The sequence below is a fragment of the Streptomyces sp. NPDC048415 genome, from assembly GCF_040651675.1.
GTDB lineage: Bacteria > Actinomycetota > Actinomycetes > Streptomycetales > Streptomycetaceae > Streptomyces.
This window is the reverse complement of sequence record NZ_JBEZKJ010000098.1, coordinates 1-18,761: the sequence shown is the minus strand read 5'-3', so window position 1 is coordinate 18,761 and position 18,761 is coordinate 1. Positions and strand designations below refer to the sequence as shown.

Here is an 18,761-nt window from a genome sequence, read left to right as displayed (position 1 = left end):
AGGCGCCGACGACGGCAGTACCGGAGAGCGGGGACGCGGTACCGCGGAGGGGACGGCTACGAACGTGTCGCGACGGATTCCAGCACGCGCTGCGCCTCGACCCGGTCCTTGGCACGGCGCCGGTCCTCCAGGACGGAGGTCCAGGCATTGCGGCGAGCGGTGCGCTGACCGCTGCTCATGAGCAGCGACTCGACGGCACGGAGTGCATCGGTGAACGACGGGATGGCGGTGGCGCGTACGGGCGCGGCCTGCATGATGGAGGTCCCCCCTCGGGATCGGCGGCTCGGATGGGGTTGTACGTGGCGTAAGACCAGGGTCACTGATTGGTGTTACCAGGGCGTGACCGACCGGTCAAACACCAATGAAGCCTTGATGTGGCGGGCGCGCACGTTGACGTGGCCCAAACGGTGTCCCCATCTGCGACGGACGCCCCGGGCGCACGGAATGGACCAGTGAGGAGGGGGAGTTACTTGTGCGCGGATTCACACAAAAGCGGTGGCACTCAGTGCCACCGCTTTTTGTCGTACGTTCGTTCGCCCAGGGGTCTGCGTGTCTCAGACCGCCTGGGAGGCGACGTAAGCGCCACGCTTCTCGATCGCCATCTGGTACAGACGCCCGGCGCGGTACGAGGAGCGGACCAGCGGGCCCGACATGACACCGGAGAAGCCGATCTCCTCGGCCTCCTCCTTCAGCTCCACGAACTCGTGCGGCTTGACCCAGCGCTCCACGGGGTGGTGGCGCACGGAGGGGCGCAGGTACTGCGTGATCGTGATGAGCTCGCAGCCCGCCTCGTGCAGCTGCTGGAGCGCCTCGCTGACCTCCTCGCGGGTCTCGCCCATGCCGAGGATCAGGTTCGACTTCGTCACCAGACCGTAGTCCCGGGCCGCGGTGATGACCTTGAGCGAACGCTCGTAGCGGAAGCCGGGGCGGATGCGCTTGAAGATCCGCGGGACCGTCTCCACGTTGTGCGCGAAGACCTCGGGGCGCGAGGAGAAGACCTCGGCGAGCTGGTCCGGCTCGGCGTTGAAGTCGGGGGCGAGCAGTTCGACCTTGGTGCGGCCGGCCTCGCGGTTGGCGGTCTGCGCGTGGATCTGGCGGACCGTCTCCGCGTACAGCCAGGCGCCGCCGTCCTCGAGGTCGTCGCGGGCGACGCCCGTGATGGTCGCGTAGTTCAGGTCCATGGTCACGACGGACTCACCGACGCGGCGCGGCTCGTCGCGGTCGAGGGCCTCGGGCTTGCCGGTGTCGATCTGGCAGAAGTCGCAGCGCCTCGTGCACTGGTCGCCGCCGATGAGGAAGGTGGCCTCGCGGTCTTCCCAGCACTCGTAGATGTTGGGGCAGCCCGCCTCCTGGCAGACCGTGTGCAGGCCCTCGCTCTTCACGAGGCTCTGCATCTTCGTGTACTCGGGACCCATTTTCGCCCGGGTCTTGATCCACTCGGGCTTGCGCTCGATGGGGGTCTGGGCGTTCCGGACCTCCAGGCGCAGCATCTTGCGTCCGTCGGGTGCGACTGCGGACACATCGGCTCCCTGTAGCTTCGATTCTTCGGCGTACACCAGGGTACGCCCGTGCGGTTCTCGGTTCCCGAGGTGGGCAACCTTGGGGAACGGGGGTCCATTCCCGCTGGTTGCGCGGGTGCCCGGCGTCGGTGCGGGGGTCGGCGGGTTTCGCCTCCTCCGCCCGTACCGGTCCCGTGCCTGGCTGAAACACGGCGCCCTACGCCGACGCCCGCTCCACCACCCGCGGCTTCAGGTCCGCGTCCTCCAGGACCTCGCGCAGGTGCCTCTCGGCGACCGGCAGGACCTCGCCGATGGTCACCTCGCGGCCCAGTTCGTACGCGAGGGACGTCACGCCCGCGTCGCGGATGCCGCACGGGATGATCTTGTCGAAGGACGAGGTGTCGGGGTTCACGTTGAGGGCGAAGCCGTGCATGGTGATGCCCTTGGCGACGCGGACGCCCATGGCGCAGATCTTGCGGTCCTCGCGGCGCTGGCCCGCGTTGGAGGGCGCGTACTCCGGGCCGTCGAGGCGGGGATCGAACTCCTCGTCGGCCAGCCTGGGGTCGAAGTCGAGGGAGAGGCCGCCGAGGGAGGGGCGCTGCTCGACCGGGTCGCCGAGGACCCAGACGCCCGCCCGGCCCTCGACCCGGCTGGTGGCGACGCCGAACTCCGCGCAGACGCGGATCATCGCCTCTTCGAGGCGGCGCAGGTGGGCGACGACGTCAACCGGGCGTGGCAGCTTCTGGATCGGATATCCGACGAGCTGGCCCGGTCCGTGCCATGTGATCTTGCCGCCGCGGTCCACGTCGATGACGGGCGTGCCGTCGAGGGGTCGTTCGTTGTCCGCGGTGCGCCGGCCCGCCGTGTAGACCGGCAGGTGCTCAAGGAGCAGACAGGTGTCGGGGACCTCGTCCAGGAAGCGGGCGGCATGCACCTGGCGCTGCTCGTCCCACGCCTTCTGGTAGTCGACGGCCTCGGCACCGAATCCCATGCGGACGAACCGCAACTCACTCACGGCAAGCGCCTCCCTAAAGCTTCGTCGAGCACGCGACGGTGCCCGTGTGGGGCACGCGAAAGAACCTTTCGTCAGGTACGTAACGCGCCCACGCCACTGTACGTCCGGCCGGCGTTCGTCAGCCCTGCGGTCAATCCTCACACGATCGGATGAATGCATGCCGAAGCGTGCGATGACGTGCTTACGCTCCGCTACATTCGCGCCGTTCACGAGGCCATAAGGGCTGCTCACAGGCAATCCGGGCATGTCACAGCCCGGAAGGCAGGAGACCGCACCGCAGATGACGGAACGACCCGCGCAGCGCACCCCCAACCGTCAGCTCGCCGCGCTCATCGCAGAAGCGGGGTTCTCCAACGCAGGTCTCGCCCGTCGCGTGGACCAGCTCGGACTGGAACACGGACTTGATCTGAGATACGACAAGACATCGGTCACCCGGTGGCTGCGCGGGCAGCAGCCCCGCGGCACCACTCCCGCGCTCATCGCCGAGGTGTTCACCCGCCGCCTCGGACGCCGGCTCAGCGCCCAGGACCTCGGCCTCGACGCGTGCGCCCCGGTGTACGCAGGCCTGGAGTTCGCCGCGAGCCCCGAGGAGGCCGTCGACATCGTCGGTGGCCTGTGGCGCAAGGACTCCGGCAGCCACGCCGAGCTGCGCAAGATCGCCTTCACCCCGGCGGGACTCGTCGTCCCCAGCCGGGACTGGCTGATCGGGCGGGCCGACGACCGGGTCGCCCGCGGCGAGACACCCTCACGCGTCCCCGCGCAGGGCCGCCCGGCCGTACCCCGGCAGCGCAGCCAGACCGAGCGCGGCCCCGGACAGAAGGTCACCGGCGGCGACATCGCCGCCCTCCGCTCGGTGGGCGAACTCTTCCGCGCCCTCGACCACGCGTACGGCGGCGGCCACGCACGCCAGGCTCTGGTCCGCTATCTCGAACACGAGGCCGAGCCGATGCTGCGAGGCACCTACGGCGAACAGACCGGACGGCGCCTGTTCGCCGCCGCCGCCGACCTCACCCGGCTCGCCGGCTGGACGTCGTACGACATCGCCGCGCACGGGCTCGCGCAGCGGTACTTCGTGCAGGCGCTGCGTCTGTCGCAGGCGGCCGGGGACCGGGCGTACGGCTCGTACGTGCTGGTGACGATGAGCCGCCAGGCCGTCTATCTCGGCCACGGACGCGAGGCCGTGCAACTCGCCCGGGTCGCCCAGCAGGGCGTCGGATCGGCGGCGCCGCACGTGGTGCAGGCCCTGCTGCACGCCGTCGAGGCGCGCGGGCACGGAGTGCTGGGCGAGGTACGGGCCTGCACGGCCTCCCTCGTACGGGCCGAGCGCGCGCTGGAGGCGTCCCGCTCCGGCGACGAAGTCCCCTACTGGGCACGGTTCTTCGACGAGGCGCAGCTCGCCGACGAGTTCGGGCACTGCCACCGGGATCTGCAGCAGTACCGGGCCGCCGCGCAGCACGCCGAGCGCTCGCTGCAACTGCGGGCGCCCGGCTATGCGCGCAGCCGGCTGTTCTGCCGCCTCGTGCTCGCCACGGCACGGCTCGGGCTCGGAGAGCTCGACCAGGCCTGCCAGTTGGGCGCGGAGGCCGCCGGGCAGGCGGTGGAGATCAGGTCGGTGCGGGTCGTCGAGTACGTACGGGACTTCGAGCGCCGCCTTGAGCCCTACAAGGACGCGGCGCCCGTACGCGGGTACCGGGACAAGGTGGCGGCGCTGAGCTGACACGGAGGCGGTTCAGGCCGCCGCCTCCAAGGGTTCCGCCAAGGGGACCGGTTGGGCGCCCAGGTCCCTGAGCAGGGCGTGGGCGGCCCGGCGGGCCGAGTGGAGGGCGCCCTGGACCGTGCTCGTGTCCCGGTGGTCACCGCACACATAGAGGCCCGCCAGCAGCCGTACCGGGCGGCGCAGGTCGTGCGGTGGTGGCATCGCCGGGACCGCCTCGGGGTCGTGATGGACCGTGAGGAGTTCCCAGCGGGTGGTGGACGTCCCGTAGAGACGGGCCAGCTGGGCGCGGACCGTCGCGTCCAGGTGGGCGGCGGCGGGTGGCACGCCCAGCACGGTCGAGGAGATGAGGACGCGGCCCGCGGGGGCGCGCGTCGGGTCGACCTGGCTGATGACCGCGGTGTGCGCCACCGGGCCGCTCCTGTCGGCGTCCAGGAGCAGGGCCGGCTCCGTGAGCGGGGGTTCGTCCGTGGTGTGGTGCAGGACCGTCACCGGGTGGAAGTCGGGGAGCCGCAGACCGGGCATGAGCCGGGCGGCGGTGCGGGCTCCGGTCGCCAGCAGGACGGTGCGGCAGCGCAGTTCGCCGTGCTCCTTCGTGGTCACGACGGTCGTGGAGACCGCCGTGACCTGGACGCCCGTGTGGACGGTGCCCGGTGGGAGAGTGGCCGCGAGGAGCTCCGGGAGGGCGTCGGCGCCGCCCTCCGGCAGACACAGGCGGCCGGTCGCGAAGGAGTGCAGCGCGAGGTCCGCGCAGCGGCTCGACGTCCGCAGGTCCGGATCGCTGAGGAGCGCGGCGAGCAGGGGGCGCAGGAAGCCGTCGACCGCACGGCCCGGCACGCCCCGGGTGGTCAACGCCAGCGCCGCGGGGAGCTCCGGGCGCGCGAGGAGGCGGTCCGGGGCAGTGGCGGCGAGCCGGGCCAGCGCGGTGGCCAGGCGGGACTGGTCGAGCGGGCCGCCGAGAGGGCCGGGGCGTACGGGCGCGCGTGTGGGGCGGGCCAGGGGGAGGCGGGGGGCGCTCGCGAAGGCGCGCGCGGTGGTGAGTGCGCCCCTTGTGCTCCGGGGCGCGGTGGGGGCGGTCGCGCGGTGGTGGTGGCCGTCGCTGTGCAGCAGGACGCCCGGGGAGAACGGGCGCAGGGCCAGGCCGGTCAGACCCGGGGTGCGACGCAGTTCGGGATACGAAGTGGACAGTGGCTGCCCCAGGCGGTCGAGCCGGAAGCCGTCCACTTTCTCCGTCGACATGCGGCCGCCCACATGGGGCGCGACCTCCAGGACGACGGCCGTGAGGCCTGCCCTGGTCAGGTGCTGGGCGGCCGCGAGTCCCGCGACTCCGGCTCCTACGATGACGACGTCCACGTCCGCTTGGCGTGCGGGCTCTAGCACGTGCCCCTCCTCGAGGTTGCGCGGCCGGTGGGGACGTCATGCCCCCAACTGGCTTCAGGGATACCCGAGTTCGCGTCGAGGGTAGGGGCGCGGGTGAGGGACGGAAGCCGCGCGGGAGCCGTGCACGGGTGCATGGGGGGTGCACGTGGTTTTTCGCCCCCGCCACCCCTGCCCGTCCCGTACCTGGGGACGGGCTCCGCCCCCAGACCCCCGCATCGTGCTTCGCGCTCGTCCTCAAACGCCGGACGGGCTGACATCCAGTGCCGCCCGCAGCGAACCCTCGATCGACGGGAACGCGAAGGTGAACCCCGACTCCAGCAGGCGGGCAGGAAGGACGCGCTGGCTGCCGAGGACATCGCCGGCCATGTCGCCGAGGGCGAGGCGCAGGAGCGGGGCCGGGGCGGTGAAGAGGGTGGGTCGGCGCAGGACGCGGCCCATGGCCTCGGTGATCTCACGGTTGGTGAGCGGGTCGGGAGCCGTCAGGTTCACCGGCCCGGAGAGGGACTCCGTGTCGATGAGGTGCCGGATCGCGGCCACCTCGTCGTGGAGCGAAATGAAGCTCCAGTACTGTCGCCCGTCCCCCATCCGCCCCCCGAGTCCAGCCTTGAAGAGGGGAAACAGCTTCCCCCAGGCCCCGCCCCCGCGGGCCACCACCAGCCCGGTACGGGCGAACACCGTACGGACGCCCGCCTCCTGCGCGGCCCCGGTGGCCTCCTCCCACTCCACACACACGGAGGGAAGGAACCCGTCCCCGGCCGGCGCCGACTCGTCCACCGCCCGGCCGTGCGTGTCGCCGTAGAACCCGATCGCGCTCCCGTTGACAAACACCCGCGGCGGCTCGTCGAGCGACGCCACCGCCTCCGCGAGCGTCGCCGTCCCGAGCACCCGGCTGTCCCGGATCCTCCGCTTGTACGCCTCCGTCCAGCGCCGCGAACCGACGCCCGCCCCCGCGAGGTTGACCACCGCGGCACATCCGAGGAGCCCCGCCGCGTCGACCTTCTCCCGTTCCGGATCCCACTGGACCTCGTCCTTCGCGCGGGGCGCACGGCGGACGAGGCGGACGACCTCGTGTCCGTCCGCGGTCAGGGAGCGCGCCAGCGCCGAGCCGATCAGGCCGGACGCGCCGGAGATCGCGATGCGGGAGGCGGGGGGAAGGGGTGAGTCGCTCATGGGTCCATCCTGCCCGGGATGCGGGGGAAATTACGGGACGGGTCCCGTTATCGCCGCCGTAGAGTGATCGGCATGCCAGCTCCGTACATACGCACCGCCACTCTCGGCGACGAAGACGCCCTCGGCCGGCTCGACCGGGTCACCTGGTCCACGCTGCACGCCGTCGCGCCGCGCCCCCGGCCGCCGTACGAGCCCTTCTACAGCGAGCGGTTCGGGCCCCGGGACCACCTCGTCGCCGAGTTCGACGGCCGGCTGGTGGGGTATATCCGGCTGGGCTTCCCCACCCCGCTCGCCTGCAACGTGCACGTCCGGCAGATCCAGGGCCTTGTCGTCGCCGACGAGGCGCGCGGCGCCGGGGTGGGGCGCGCCCTGCTGCGGTCCGTGCAGGAGGAGGCCCGGCGGCAGGGCGCCCGGCGCATCACGCTGCGCGTGCTGGGGCACAACACCCCGGCGCGCAAGCTGTACGAGTCCGAGGGATTCGTGGTGGAGGGGATCCTGCCCGAGGAGTTTCTGCTCGACGGGGAGTACGTCGATGACGTACTCATGGGTCGTTCCCTCTGATCAGTTCGTCTCCGTGGCGAACAACGGGCCCATGCCGCCCATGAGTTGACGCAGACAGCGGACCGCCAGTGCGGCGGGCGAGCCCGGGCCGTCGACCGCCGCGTCGCTCTTTGCCCACGTCTCCAGGGCGACCCGGATCGCGTCGGTGGCCGCCGCCGCGGCCAGCCGTGTCTCCAGCGGGTCCGCGCCGGGGCCGGCCAGCCGGGCCACCACCGGGATCAGACGCTCCTCCGACTCCTGGTTCACGCGGTACCAGACGGCCCGCAGCGCCGGATCGTCCACGGCCGCCCGCAGCAGCGCCCGGGTCTGCCGCAGACCCTCAGCCGCGTGCTCGTCCGGGGCGGACAGCGCCTCCTCGATCGCCTTCTCCAGTGCCTCGGGCAGCGCCGTGCCCGGTGCGGTCGCCGCGAGCAGCGCCCGCCAGCGCTCGCCGCCGGCGGCGAGCAGCGGACCCACGGCGTCCTGCTTGTTGCGGAAGTAGCGGTAGAAGGTGCGCAGCGCGACCCCGGCGCCGCGGGCGATGTCCTCCGCCGTGGTGCCGTCGGGGCCGTACCGGGTGAAGAGGTCCGCAGCCGCGCGCGCGATGTCGAGCTGGGTGGCCGCCTTGCGGCGCTCGGTCAGGGAGAGGGCGGGGGGCTCGGGCGCGCGGGACGGCTGGCTGCTCACGGGAGAAAGCGTACGCCCGGGACATGGGTAGGGACGTGTTTTGCCGCCCTGGCAAAATGTGCCACCTCGGCGTACCGTGTAGGCGCATCGAGAGACATGGGAGACCCACCATGAACCGCTACGAAGGACGCCGCGCGCTTGTCACCGGGGGCGGCTCCGGCATCGGCCAGGCCACCGCGCTGCGGATGCTCGCGGAGGGCGGCCGGGTCGTCGCCGCCGACGTGAGCGAGGCCGGACTCGCGGACACCGTCGCCAAGGCCGGCGCCGACGCCGGACGGCTGACCACCGTCCTCGTGGACATCGCCGACGAGGCGTCCGTACGGGACGGGGTCGACCGGGCGGTCCGGGCCCTCGGCGGCCTGGACGTCCTCGTCAACGCGGCCGGCATCCTGCGCTCCGCGCACACCCACGAGATGTCCCTCGCCGACTTCAACACGGTCATCGCCGTCAACCTGACCGGCACCTTCCTGATGATCCGGGAGGCCATAGCGCACCTGCTGGACGGCGAGAGCCCCGCCGTCGTCAACTTCAGCTCCACCTCGGCGGGGTTCGCGCACCCGTACATGGCGGCGTACGCGGCCTCCAAGGGCGGCATCCAGTCCATGACGCACGCGCTCGCGAGCGAGTACGGCAAGCAGGGCATCCGCTTCACCGCCGTACAGCCCGGCTCGATCTCGTCCGGCATGACCGACGGATCAGGCGCCAGCCGGCAGAGCGTCGGTCCCGGGCTTCCCGAGGACACCGACTGGAGTCTGTTCGCCAAGCTGGCCCCGGCGCTCGGCGAGGGCTTCGCGGGCCCCGAGGCCGTCGCCGGTGTCGTCGCGATGCTCGCCTCCGAGGACGGCGCGTTCATCACCGGCACCGAAGTGCGCATCGACGGCGGCACCCACTTCTGAGCCGGCGCGGCCCTACGGACGCGACGAGGTCGCCCGGCGTCGCCTTGCGACGTGACGAGGTCGCCCGGCGCCGCCTTACGACGTGACGAGGTCGCCCGTGTCCACCGGCGCCGTGGCGTTCGCCGCCTGCCGGGCGTCGCTCGCGACCTCGTGCGCCGTCAGGACGTACCCCGTCTCGCTGTCCGAGGTCGAGCGGGCGAAGACGACGCCGTACACCTTGCCGTCCTTGGTGAGGAGCGGGCCGCCGGAGTTGCCGGGGCGGACGGTGGAGCGGATCGAGTAGATCTCGCGGGTCACGGTGCCCGTGTTGTAGATATTCTGGCCCGTAGCGTTGATGCGGCTCGCGACCGTGGCCGCCTGGAGGTCGAGGCCGCCGTCCTGCGGATAGCCCGCCACGACCGCCGAGTCGCCGCGCGCGGCGATGCCGTCGAAGCGCAGCACGGGTGCTCTGAGGCCCGGCACGTACAGGACCGCGACGTCCCTCTGCGGGTCGAACAGCACCACCCTGGCCTCGTAGACGCGGCCGACCCCGCCCACCCGCACGGTGGGCCGGTCGATGCCCGCCACCACATGGGCGTTGGTCATCACATGCTGGGAGCTGTAGACGAAACCGCTGCCTTCCCGTCCCTGGTTGCCGGAGACGCCCTCGACCTTCACGGTGCTCAGCTTGGCGGCGTTCGTCGCGCTCGCCGTGACGCTGTCCCCGGAGGGCTTCGCGACGCCCGCCGTCGGCTCGTTCTCGAACGGGTTGAAGACCTGCGGGAAGCCCGCCTCCGTCAGCGCCGAGGTCGCACGCGAGAACCAGGTCGGTGTGGTCTCCGGCATCGCGTTCTGCACGGCCCCCAGCAGCGCGGAGTTCCGGATCGACTGCGTCACCACGGTCGACGAGGACGCGCCCAGAACGCTCGCGGCCACCCAGGCCACCAGCAGCACGGCCAGCGTGTTCGCCGCGGCCCCGCCGATTCCGTCGGCCACCCTGAGCGGTCCCCGGTCCAGCTCGTGGCGCAGCTTGAGCGCCAGCCGCCCCGCCAGCTCGTGGCCCACCACCGCCGGCACCAGCACGGTCAGCACGGCCGTCACCGTCGCCGCCGTGGTCCCCGCCGTCGCCAGGCCCATCATCCAGGGCAGTACCCACACGCCGATGACGGCGCCGCCCACGAAACCGGCCAGCGAGACACAGCCGGCGACCAGGCCGCGGCGGTAACCGGACGCCGCGTAGACCAGGATCACCAGCATCAGCAGGAGGTCGAGCACGTCCACGGAGCCGCCTTTCTGTTGGGCCCCCTAGTACGCGCGGGGCGCGCCCAGTGATCAGGCACGCGCGTGTGCCGCCGGGAAAACGGTCACACACGCGTGGACTCCTAAAAACGTCCCGGACCACGACGATGGTTCCACCGGGTGGCACAGCACACATCGCGGGAGGAGCGGATCGGGTTCAGGGTGGGTGCATGCGTGTCTTCCACAGGACGCGGGGGCCACGAATACGGAGCGGGGGGCGAGCGTCGCGCGCGGCGGGGGATAAGCGATTGTCCCGCGCGGCGCGTTTCCCATGGAGGCTGCCGAGCGCGGCCCTCGTGGCGCTCGGGTGCCTGCCCGGGCTCGTCGCCGTCATGGCGCTGGTGATGTGCGCGGCCGGGGTGGACCGTACGGCCCACCTCGCGGTCGGACCGGCCGCCCCGGCCCAGCCCGTGGCGGCCCACGGCGCGGACCGCCCGTCCATCGTGCCGCGCTCACGGTGGCTGGACGCCAAGAGCACCCACGCCCAGCCGCGACCCCGCTACGACGACCGGGTCGTCGCGATCGTCGTCCACCACACCGACTCGCCGAACGGGTACGCCTGCGCCGACGCGCCCCGCATCATCCGCTACCTCTACGCCGGCCAGACCGGCGCCAGGAAGCAGTGGGACGACATCGGCTACAACTTCCTCGTCGACCGCTGCGGCACGATCTACGAGGGCCGCGCGGGCGGCGTCGACTGGCCCGTCACCGGCGCGCACGCGCAGGGCTTCAACCACCGCACCGCCGGGGTCGCGGCGATCGGTACGTTCACGGCGGGTACGCCGGTGCCGGGGGCGATGACCGAGGCGATCGCCCGCCTCGCCGCGTGGAAGCTCGGGCTCTCCGACATCGACCCGCGTGCCCTGGTCCGGCTGGTCTCCAGCAACAGCCTCAGCCGGTACGCCGCCGGAACCGCGGCCGAGCTGCCCACCGTGTCCGGACACAACGCCGGCTACGAGACCAGCTGCCCCGGAGCCGCCCTGACGGCACGCCTGCCGGAGATACGCCAACGGGCGGCCCGCCTCCAGGGCCGCTACGCATGACCGCCCACAGCCACAGCGGCGCCGCAGCTCGCTCACAGACTCCCCAGAGCCACGCGCCCTACGGTCTGTGGAGAAGCCGACTGGAGGCGGGGATCATGAACAGCAGCCGTACACACACCACGGAGAACGCGAACGGCTGGACGAAGGCGGCGCGCGGCCCGTGGGCGGTGATCTGCGCGGTGGCGACGGTCGTCCTGGGCCCGGCCGCGGTCACGGCGTCGGCGCTCGACCAGGCCAACGCGGCTCCGCTGTACCACGCGGTGAAGGCCGACCAGACGCAGGCCTACATCCCGTCGGACATCAGCCGCAGGCGAGCGGCGGCATGACCTCGGGGCGCACCGGACCAGTCAGTCCCTGAAGCGTTCCCACAGCTTGGGGTAGCGCTCCGCGATGACGGACTCGTTCTCGAAGTCGAGCGGGGTGCCCTCGGGTTCCGCGGCCGCGGGCGGGATACCCAGGTCCGGGGCGACGGTGCCGGTGAGCTGCTCGTACGCCTCGTCCGCCGCGTAGCCCAGCTCCTCGCCGTCGCCGTCGATCTCCTCGTCGAAGTCCTCCAGGAGGTCGGCGAGGGAGTCCGGGTCGTGCACCGCGCCCTCGTAGACCTCCCGCCCCTGGCCGATCAGCCAGCACCGGAAGAAGTCGAAGGCGTCGTCGCTGGCACCGTCGAGCAATACCCAGGCGGCGCCCCACAGGTCCCAGCGGTAGGCGCGGTTGTAGCGGGCCTCGAAGTGCCGGGCGAAGTCCAGGACCAGGTCCGGGTCCAGTTGGACGAGCCGCTCGATGAGTAGGTCGGCCTGTTCCTCGGGGTCGCCCTCGGCGGCCTCGCGGGTCGTGTCCACCAGCTCCCAGAACTCCGTCTCGTCCATCACGGGTCCAGCATCGGGCCTGGACGGGGGGGACGCACGTGGAGTGCCGCAGATTGTTATGCGTACGGATCCGGGTCACCCGTAAAGCGCCGCGAGGCGAGCCGCGTCCGCCGCGAAACGCTCGCGCAGGGCCGCCGGGGACACCACCTCCACCTCGGGACCGAGCCCGGTGAGCTGGGTGTGGGCGACCTCCTCGGACTCGACGGGCAGCGTGAGGGTCACCCAGCCCCGGCCGTCGGGGGCACCGCACGCGTCCAGCGCCTGCCTCGCGGACCCGGGATCAAGGACGTACCGAAGCCGTCGTATCCCGTCCGGAGACAGCCGTACGACGACCTCCGCCCGCAGGATGGAGCGGGCGAACTGCTCGGCCCGCTCCTCCCAGAAGCCGGGCAGGTCGAAGCCCTCGTCCCGCGTGAAGCGCTCCTCGCCGGGGGCCACGCCGGTGAACCGGTCGATCCGGTACACCCGGAAGGATCCCGGCTCCGGCACCCGCGCGCACAGGTACCAGACCCCCGCCTTGAGCACGAGCCCGTACGGTTCGAGGGTTCGCCGCACCTCCGCCTCGCCCCGCCGGTAGTGCGCGACGATCGGCCGGTCGTCCCAGACCGCGTCCGCGACCGGGGGCAGCAGCTCGGGCGTCCCGGGTTCGCTGAACCAGGCGGGCGCGTCCAGATGGAACCGCTGCGCCGCCGTACGCGAGGCGTCTCGCAGGGAGGGCAGCAGCGCCGCCGACACCTTCAGCCGAGCCGCCGAGGCGGTGTCCTCCAGGCCCATCTCGCGCAGCGCCCCCGGCACCCCGCTCAGGAACAGCGCCTCGGCCTCGCTCCGCGCCAGCCCGGTCAGCCGGGTCCGGTAGCCCCCGATCAGCCGGTACCCACCGGACCGCCCCCGGTCCGCGTACACCGGCACTCCCGCCTCCGACAGCGCCTGCGCGTCCCGCGTGATCGTCCGCTCGGACACCTCGAGTTCCCGCGCCAGCTCGGCGGCGGTCATCCACGGACGGGACTGGAGCATCAGCACCATCTTGATCAGGCGAGCGGCACGCATACGTTCATGATGCCGGGCACCACTGACAACGAACCGGCGACGAAGGCACGGCAGCCGAGGCGGCGAAGGCGCGGCAGGAACGCTGAAGGGGCGCGGCAGCCGAAGCCACCACGCCCCACACAAGCCCGGGCCTTACAGGGCGTAGCGCTCCCGCGCCTCCTTCACCGCCGAGGCCTTGACCTCGCCGCGGCGGGCGAGCTGCGCCAGCGCCGCGACGACGATCGACTCGGCGTCCACGCCGAAGTGGCGACGGGCGGCCTCACGGGTGTCGGACAGACCGAAGCCGTCGGCACCGAGCGAGGAGTAGTCCTGCTCGATCCACTGCGCGATCTGGTCCGGGACCTGGCGCATGTAGTCGGAGACCGCGAGGACCGGGCCCTCGGCGCCGTGCAGTGCCTGGCGGACGAACGGCACCCGCTCCTCGCCGCGCAGCAGCGCCGCGTCGGCCTCCAGCGCGTCGCGCCGCAGCTCGGTCCAGGACGTGGCGGACCACACGTCGGCGGCCACAGCCCACTCCTCGGCGAGCAGCTGCTGCGCCTTGAGGACCCAGTGGATCGCCGTGCCGGAGCCCAGCAGCTGGATCCGCGCGGCGTTGGCGGCCGGGGTCAGACCCGCCGACTCGGCCGTGTTGAAGCGGTACAGGCCCTTGACGATGCCCTCGTCGATACCGAGACCGGCCGGCTTCGCGGGCTGCGGCATCGGCTCGTTGTAGACCGTCAGGTAGTAGAAGACGTTCGGGTCCTCGCCGGGCGCCGACTCGCCGTACATCCGGCGCAGACCGTCCTTGACGATCGTCGCGATCTCGTAGGCGAACGCCGGGTCGTACGACAGCGCCGCCGGGTTGGTCGCGGCGATCACCGGCGAATGGCCGTCCGCGTGCTGCAGACCCTCACCCGTCAGCGTCGTACGGCCGGCCGTCGCGCCGACCAGGAAGCCGCGGCCGAGCTGGTCGCCGAGCTGCCACATCTGGTCGGCCGTGCGCTGCCAGCCGAACATCGAGTAGAAGATGTAGAAGGGGATCATCGCCTCACCGTGCGTGCTGTACGCGGTGGACGCGGCGATGAAGTCCGCCATGGAACCGGCCTCGGTGATCCCCTCATTGAGGATCTGGCCGTCCTTGGCCTCCTTGTAGTACATCAGCTGGTCGCGGTCGACCGGCTCGTACGTCTGGCCCTTGGGCGAGTAGATGCCGAGCGACGGGAAGAGCGACTCCATACCGAAGGTGCGCGCCTCGTCGGGGACGATCGGCACCCAGCGCCTGCCGGTCACCTTGTCGCGTACGAGGTCCTTGACCAGGCGTACGAACGCCATGGTCGTCGCCACGTTCTGCGAGCCGGAGCCCTTGTCGAAGGACGCGAACGTCTTGTCGGCGGGGGCGGGCAGCGGCGCGAGCGCGTGCGTACGGCGGGCCGGGGCGGGGCCGCCGAGGGCCGCGCGGCGCTCCTGGAGGTAACGGACCTCGGGGGCGTCGGCGCCCGGGTGGCCGTAAGGCACCGCGCCGTCGACGAACTGGCTGTCGGAGATGGGCAGTTCCAGCAGATCACGCATCTGCTTGAACTCGTCCACCGTCAGCTTCTTCATCTGGTGGTTGGCGTTCTTGGACGCGAAGCCCTCGCCGAGCGTGAAGCCCTTGACGGTCTGCGCCAGGATGACGGTCGGCGCGCCCTTGTGCTCGACGGCCGCCTTGTAGGCCGCGTACACCTTGCGCGACTCGTGACCACCGCGGGAGAGGTGGAAACACTCGAGGATCTTGTCGTCGCTCAGCAGCTTCGCCATCTCGACGAGCGCCGGGTCGGCGCCGAAGAAGTCCTGGCGGATGTAGGCGGCGTCGCGCGTCTGGTACGTCTGTACCTGTGCGTCGGGTACCTCGCGCAGACGGCGGACGAGCGCGCCCGTGGTGTCGAGCTGGAACAGCTCGTCCCAGGCCGAGCCCCACAGCGACTTGATGACGTTCCAGCCGGCGCCGCGGAACTGGGCCTCCAGCTCCTGCACGATCTTGAAGTTCGCGCGGACCGGGCCGTCGAGACGCTGCAGGTTGCAGTTGATCACGAAGGTCAGGTTGTCCAGGCCCTCGCGGGAGGCGAGCCCGAGTGCCGCGGTCGACTCCGGCTCGTCCATCTCGCCGTCACCGAGGAACGCCCACACGTGGGACTGCGAGACGTCCTTGATGCCGCGGCTCGTGAGGTAGCGGTTGAAGCGCGCCTGGTAGATCGCGGAGAGCGGGCCGAGACCCATCGACACCGTCGGGAACTCCCACAGCCAGGGGAGGCGGCGCGGGTGCGGGTACGACGGCAGACCGTTGCCGCCGGACTCCTGGCGGAAGTGGTCGAGGTGGTGCTCGTTCAACCGGCCGTCGAGGAAGGCGCGGGCATAGATGCCGGGGGAGGCGTGGCCCTGGATGTAGAGCTGGTCGCCGGACCCGTCACCCTCCTTGCCCTTGAAGAAGTGGTTGAAGCCCGTCTCGTAGAGCCAGGCGGCGGAGGCGAAGGTGGCGATGTGGCCGCCGACGCCGTGTTTGCTGCCCCGGGTCACCATCGCGGCCGCGTTCCAGCGGTTCCACGCGGTGATCCTGCGCTCCATCTCCTCGTCGCCGTCCACGACGGGCTCGGCGGCGGTGGGGATGGTGTTGACGTAATCCGTCTCGAGCAGCTTGGGCAGCGCGAGGCCGCCCGCCTCGCCGCGCTCCAGCGTGCGGCGCATCAGATACGCGGCACGGTGCGGCCCGGCCGCCTGGGTGACGGCGTCCAGGGAGGCCTGCCATTCGGCGGTCTCCTCCGGGTCGCGGTCCGGGAGCTGGTCGAGCTCGCTCGGCTGGATTGCGGTGGGGTCGGTCATTGCGCCGCCTTCCGGATGCGGAGGGGGGTTCCCTCATCGGTAAGGGGTTTTCGGGGTGCCCTTGGTCTTTGGCAGGACAGGGCGGGTGGGCTCTGGTGGAAGCCCGTCGGTGACTGTAACTCCCTGATCGATGATCGATCAAAGGGTTGAAGGGGAAAACCGCTCCGAATCGAGAAAGTCGGCACCCGGTGCCTTCAAGGCAGGCACCGGGTGCCTTGGATTCGCAGGGTTTTCGCAGGTGAGCATGGGTGCGCTCCGCTGTGTCAGGGCCGCGGGGCGCAGCCGAGCACATGCGCCTTCACCAGGTCGGCGATCAGCGGGTCCCGCCGCCGGAAGGCGTCCACCAGGGCCTCGTGCTCCTCCGCGTACGACTGCTGGACGGTCCCCAGCCAGCGGATCGACAGCGCGGTGAAGACCTCGATGCCCAGGCCCTCCCAGGTGTGCAGGAGCACCGAGTTGCCCGCGGCGCGGACGAGTTCGCGGTGGAAGGCGACCGTGTGCCGGACCTGGCCGGTCCCGTCGGACAGCCGGTCGGCCTCGTACAGCGCGGAGACGTGCGGCTCCAGCGCCGAGCAGTCCTCGGCGAGCCGCTCGGCCGCCAGCTCCGCCGCGATGGCCTCAAGGCCGGCTCGTACGGGGTAGCTCTCCTCCAGGTCGGCGGCGGTGAGGTTCCTCACCCGTACGCCCTTGTTCGGCGCCGATTCGATCAGCCGCAGCGACTCCAGCTCGCGCAGGGCCTCCCGCACCGGGGTCTGACTGACCTCCAGCTCGGTCGCGATCCGCCGCTCCACGATCCGCTCGCCCGGCTTCCAGCGCCCGCTGACGATCCCCTCCACGATGTGCTCGCGGATCTGTTCGCGCAGCGAGTGGACGACGGGCGCGGTCATGAAGGCTCCTTCGGGAGGGGTACGGGGACCCCGAGGGCGTTTGACGTTTAGACAATAAGGCCGCACCCCGGCCGGTGAGGGGCGCACGGGGGCGCTTTCCCGCAGGTGAGACGAGACTTACACGCGCTCAGAGTGGTCGTGTCTGTAAAGACCCGTAGCGGTTGATGCGCGGAGGCGTCACGGCCGTGTCACCCCTTGAACTGGCGGGGCCCTTACGGCGTGGGGGGCGGCACAGGGGTTCCCGTGAGGGGCACCCCCGTGAACACCAGGGGGATGCATGAGCGGACGGGGATGGAATCGGGGGCTCCGCTGGGCGATGACGGCAGCGGCGGCCGGCACGGTGCTCGGCGTCAGCGGCTGCCAGCCGATGGACACCGGGGCGGCGGTGAAGCCGAGCGGCGGCACCCAGGCCCCGGGCTCCACGCCCGTGGGCTCGGCCGGTCAGCCCGCCGGTCCCGGCGGTGCCTGCGTCTTCGTCAAGCCGGACGGCGCGCAGCGGTTCGGCCACACCGGCTGGGGCTTCCGCGTCACGGGCACCGACCGCTGGGAGTACGGCGCCGTCGAGAACCCCACCAACGCGCTCTACATCGCGCCCGGTCGCGACATCGGTGCCTGGCACGCCGAGGGCACATACGCCCGGATGCTGAGCGACATGTCCCGCGACGCGCACTACCCTGGCAAGTCGGCCCACCCGTACAGCCGTTATCGCTGCGCTTCCTCGTCGACCAGCGATGTCGGCTCCGCCCGCGCCATGATCCCTACCGTCGAGAGCCGCGGCTTCCTCGTCGGTATCGACCCGGAGACCGGCGATCCGGGCTCGCGGGACTGCCTCGACGCGACGTACGACGTCCTCGCGGCCTATCGCGCACGGCACTTGACGCCCGCGTACCAGACGGAGATCCCGAACGTGTGGGTGGAGACGCTGGTGCTGTGGACGGACGAGACGCTGAAGCCGCACTAGAAACGCGAGACCCCCGCCCGGAGCACCGGACGGGGGCAGCGCGTCAGCGAAGCGGGTACTACAGGCCGAGCTCGACCTCGAACTCGCCCGCCTCCAGGATCGCCTTGACCGAGGTCAGGTAACGGGCCGCGTCGGCGCCGTCCACCAGACGGTGGTCGTAGGAGAGCGTCAGGTACGTCATGTCGCGGACGCCGATGACCGTACCCTCCTCCGTCTCGATGACGGCCGGACGCTTGACCGTGGCGCCGATGCCCAGGATCGCGACCTGGTTCGGCGGCACGATGATCGTGTCGAAGAGCGCGCCGCGCGAGCCGGTGTTGGAGATGGTGAAGGTCGCGCCGGACAGCTCGTCCGGGGTGATCTTGTTCGCCCGGACCTTGCCCGCCAGGTCGGCGGTGGCCTTGGCGATACCGGCGATGTTCAGGTCGCCCGCGTGCTTGATGACCGGGGTCATCAGGCCCTTCTCGGAGTCCACCGCGATACCGATGTTCTCGGTGTCGAAGTAGGTGATCGTGCCCTCGTCCACGTTGATCCGGGCGTTGACGGCCGGGTGGGCCTTCAGCGCCTGGGCCGCCGCCTTGACGAAGAACGGCATCGGGGAGAGCTTGACGCCCTCGCGGGCCGCGAAGGAGTCCTTCGCCTTCCCCCGAAGCTTCATCAGACGGGTGACGTCGACCTCGACGACCGAGGACAGCTGGGCCTGCTCGTGCAGGGCCTTGACCATGTTGTCGCCGATGACCTTGCGGATGCGCGGCATCTTGACGGTCTGGCCGCGGAGGGGGGAGACCTCCAGGGCCGGGGTCTTCTTGGCGGCAGGGCCCCCGGCTGTCGCAGCGGCAGCGGCCGGCGCCGGAGTGGCGGCGGCGGCCTTCGCGGCCTCGGCGGCGGCGATGACGTCCTGCTTGCGGATACGACCGCCGACGCCGGTGCCCTTGACGGCGGC

18 protein-coding genes are annotated in these 18,761 nt (G+C 71.6%); 6 read left to right on the top strand and 12 right to left on the bottom strand.

Annotation, left to right across the window (positions count from 1 at the left end; all coding sequences use genetic code 11):
- Positions 1 to 56: 56 nt before the first annotated feature.
- The 3 genes from AB0D27_RS37920 to lipB all read right to left on the bottom strand — a co-directional run bounded on the left by AB0D27_RS37920 (position 57) and on the right by lipB (position 2,514).
- A complete protein-coding gene (locus AB0D27_RS37920) occupies positions 57 to 254 on the bottom strand; it encodes a hypothetical protein (protein WP_054229278.1) in 198 nt (65 codons plus the stop codon).
- A gap of 300 nt (positions 255 to 554) precedes the next feature.
- Positions 555 to 1,520 carry a lipoyl synthase gene (lipA, locus tag AB0D27_RS37915; protein WP_362518038.1) on the bottom strand — a complete coding sequence of 322 codons (966 nt, stop codon included), beginning with the start codon at positions 1,518 to 1,520 and terminating at the stop codon, positions 555 to 557.
- A gap of 196 nt (positions 1,521 to 1,716) precedes the next feature.
- On the bottom strand, positions 1,717 to 2,514 hold the full coding sequence (gene lipB, locus AB0D27_RS37910) for a lipoyl(octanoyl) transferase LipB (protein WP_362518035.1): 798 nt from the start codon (positions 2,512 to 2,514) through the stop codon (positions 1,717 to 1,719).
- A gap of 280 nt (positions 2,515 to 2,794) precedes the next feature.
- Here lipB and AB0D27_RS37905 point away from each other — a divergent pair, with 280 nt between their 5' ends.
- A complete protein-coding gene (locus tag AB0D27_RS37905) occupies positions 2,795 to 4,231 on the top strand; it encodes a regulator (RefSeq protein ID WP_362518032.1) in 1,437 nt (478 codons plus the stop codon).
- Between the two features lie 12 nt (positions 4,232 to 4,243).
- Here AB0D27_RS37905 and AB0D27_RS37900 read toward each other — a convergent pair whose 3' ends face one another.
- Positions 4,244 to 5,608 carry an NAD(P)/FAD-dependent oxidoreductase gene (locus tag AB0D27_RS37900; RefSeq protein WP_362518029.1) on the bottom strand — a complete coding sequence of 455 codons (1,365 nt, stop codon included), beginning with the start codon at positions 5,606 to 5,608 and terminating at the stop codon, positions 4,244 to 4,246.
- A 234-nt stretch (positions 5,609 to 5,842) separates the two neighbouring features.
- Positions 5,843 to 6,778: a TIGR01777 family oxidoreductase gene (locus tag AB0D27_RS37895; RefSeq protein ID WP_362518026.1), complete on the bottom strand. Its 936-nt coding sequence runs from the start codon at positions 6,776 to 6,778 to the stop codon at positions 5,843 to 5,845.
- Between the two features lie 72 nt (positions 6,779 to 6,850).
- On the opposite strand from AB0D27_RS37895, the gene AB0D27_RS37890 reads away from it, so the two are divergent.
- Positions 6,851 to 7,339, top strand: a complete 489-nt coding sequence (locus tag AB0D27_RS37890; RefSeq protein ID WP_362518023.1) for a GNAT family N-acetyltransferase — start codon at positions 6,851 to 6,853, stop codon at positions 7,337 to 7,339.
- Here AB0D27_RS37890 and AB0D27_RS37885 read toward each other — a convergent pair whose 3' ends face one another.
- Positions 7,340 to 8,005: a TetR family transcriptional regulator gene (locus tag AB0D27_RS37885; protein WP_362518020.1), complete on the bottom strand. Its 666-nt coding sequence runs from the start codon at positions 8,003 to 8,005 to the stop codon at positions 7,340 to 7,342.
- Positions 8,006 to 8,115: 110 nt separating this feature from the next.
- Between AB0D27_RS37885 and AB0D27_RS37880 the strand changes: the two genes are divergently transcribed.
- Positions 8,116 to 8,901, top strand: coding sequence for an SDR family NAD(P)-dependent oxidoreductase (locus AB0D27_RS37880; RefSeq protein ID WP_362518017.1), 786 nt, complete (start codon positions 8,116 to 8,118; stop codon positions 8,899 to 8,901).
- Positions 8,902 to 8,976: 75 nt separating this feature from the next.
- Here the strand turns inward: AB0D27_RS37880 and AB0D27_RS37875 are convergent, their stop codons facing one another.
- Positions 8,977 to 10,161 carry a MarP family serine protease gene (locus AB0D27_RS37875; protein WP_362518015.1) on the bottom strand — a complete coding sequence of 395 codons (1,185 nt, stop codon included), beginning with the start codon at positions 10,159 to 10,161 and terminating at the stop codon, positions 8,977 to 8,979.
- A gap of 314 nt (positions 10,162 to 10,475) precedes the next feature.
- On the opposite strand from AB0D27_RS37875, the gene AB0D27_RS37870 reads away from it, so the two are divergent.
- Together AB0D27_RS37870 and AB0D27_RS37865 are read left to right on the top strand one after the other, a co-directional pair.
- Positions 10,476 to 11,222, top strand: a complete 747-nt coding sequence (locus AB0D27_RS37870; protein WP_362518012.1) for a peptidoglycan recognition protein — start codon at positions 10,476 to 10,478, stop codon at positions 11,220 to 11,222.
- Positions 11,223 to 11,317: 95 nt separating this feature from the next.
- Complete coding sequence (locus tag AB0D27_RS37865; RefSeq protein ID WP_362518009.1) at positions 11,318 to 11,548, top strand: hypothetical protein; 231 nt, start codon at positions 11,318 to 11,320, stop codon at positions 11,546 to 11,548.
- Between the two features lie 21 nt (positions 11,549 to 11,569).
- Here the strand turns inward: AB0D27_RS37865 and AB0D27_RS37860 are convergent, their stop codons facing one another.
- From AB0D27_RS37860 to AB0D27_RS37845, 4 genes are all read right to left on the bottom strand, one after another.
- On the bottom strand, positions 11,570 to 12,088 hold the full coding sequence (locus tag AB0D27_RS37860) for a DUF4240 domain-containing protein (protein ID WP_362518070.1): 519 nt from the start codon (positions 12,086 to 12,088) through the stop codon (positions 11,570 to 11,572).
- Between the two features lie 75 nt (positions 12,089 to 12,163).
- Positions 12,164 to 13,135 (bottom strand): WYL domain-containing protein, encoded by a 972-nt coding sequence (locus tag AB0D27_RS37855; RefSeq protein WP_362518006.1) that lies wholly within the window; start codon positions 13,133 to 13,135, stop codon positions 12,164 to 12,166.
- A gap of 132 nt (positions 13,136 to 13,267) precedes the next feature.
- Positions 13,268 to 15,970 carry a pyruvate dehydrogenase (acetyl-transferring), homodimeric type gene (aceE, locus tag AB0D27_RS37850; protein WP_362518003.1) on the bottom strand — a complete coding sequence of 901 codons (2,703 nt, stop codon included), beginning with the start codon at positions 15,968 to 15,970 and terminating at the stop codon, positions 13,268 to 13,270.
- 263 nt (positions 15,971 to 16,233) lie between these two features.
- Positions 16,234 to 16,857: a GntR family transcriptional regulator gene (locus AB0D27_RS37845; protein ID WP_362518000.1), complete on the bottom strand. Its 624-nt coding sequence runs from the start codon at positions 16,855 to 16,857 to the stop codon at positions 16,234 to 16,236.
- A gap of 277 nt (positions 16,858 to 17,134) precedes the next feature.
- On the opposite strand from AB0D27_RS37845, the gene AB0D27_RS37840 reads away from it, so the two are divergent.
- Positions 17,135 to 17,818 (top strand): hypothetical protein, encoded by a 684-nt coding sequence (locus AB0D27_RS37840; RefSeq protein ID WP_362517997.1) that lies wholly within the window; start codon positions 17,135 to 17,137, stop codon positions 17,816 to 17,818.
- A gap of 58 nt (positions 17,819 to 17,876) precedes the next feature.
- On the opposite strand, the gene AB0D27_RS37835 is transcribed toward AB0D27_RS37840, so the two are convergent.
- On the bottom strand, positions 17,877 to 18,761 hold an 885-nt coding region (locus AB0D27_RS37835; RefSeq protein WP_362517995.1), incomplete at its 5' end, for a 2-oxo acid dehydrogenase subunit E2.

Coding starts and splice junctions, on each gene's coding strand:
- AB0D27_RS37920 (WP_054229278.1), bottom strand. CDS start 254: ATGCAGGCCGCGCCCGTACGCGCCACCGCCATCCCGTCGTTCACCGAT.
- AB0D27_RS37905 (WP_362518032.1), top strand. CDS start 2,795: ATGACGGAACGACCCGCGCAGCGCACCCCCAACCGTCAGCTCGCCGCG.
- AB0D27_RS37895 (WP_362518026.1), bottom strand. CDS start 6,778: ATGAGCGACTCACCCCTTCCCCCCGCCTCCCGCATCGCGATCTCCGGC.
- AB0D27_RS37890 (WP_362518023.1), top strand. CDS start 6,851: ATGCCAGCTCCGTACATACGCACCGCCACTCTCGGCGACGAAGACGCC.
- AB0D27_RS37880 (WP_362518017.1), top strand. CDS start 8,116: ATGAACCGCTACGAAGGACGCCGCGCGCTTGTCACCGGGGGCGGCTCC.
- AB0D27_RS37865 (WP_362518009.1), top strand. CDS start 11,318: ATGAACAGCAGCCGTACACACACCACGGAGAACGCGAACGGCTGGACG.
- AB0D27_RS37860 (WP_362518070.1), bottom strand. CDS start 12,088: ATGGACGAGACGGAGTTCTGGGAGCTGGTGGACACGACCCGCGAGGCC.
- AB0D27_RS37855 (WP_362518006.1), bottom strand. CDS start 13,135: ATGCGTGCCGCTCGCCTGATCAAGATGGTGCTGATGCTCCAGTCCCGT.
- aceE (WP_362518003.1), bottom strand. CDS start 15,970: ATGACCGACCCCACCGCAATCCAGCCGAGCGAGCTCGACCAGCTCCCG.
- AB0D27_RS37845 (WP_362518000.1), bottom strand. CDS start 16,857: ATGACCGCGCCCGTCGTCCACTCGCTGCGCGAACAGATCCGCGAGCAC.
- AB0D27_RS37840 (WP_362517997.1), top strand. CDS start 17,135: ATGAGCGGACGGGGATGGAATCGGGGGCTCCGCTGGGCGATGACGGCA.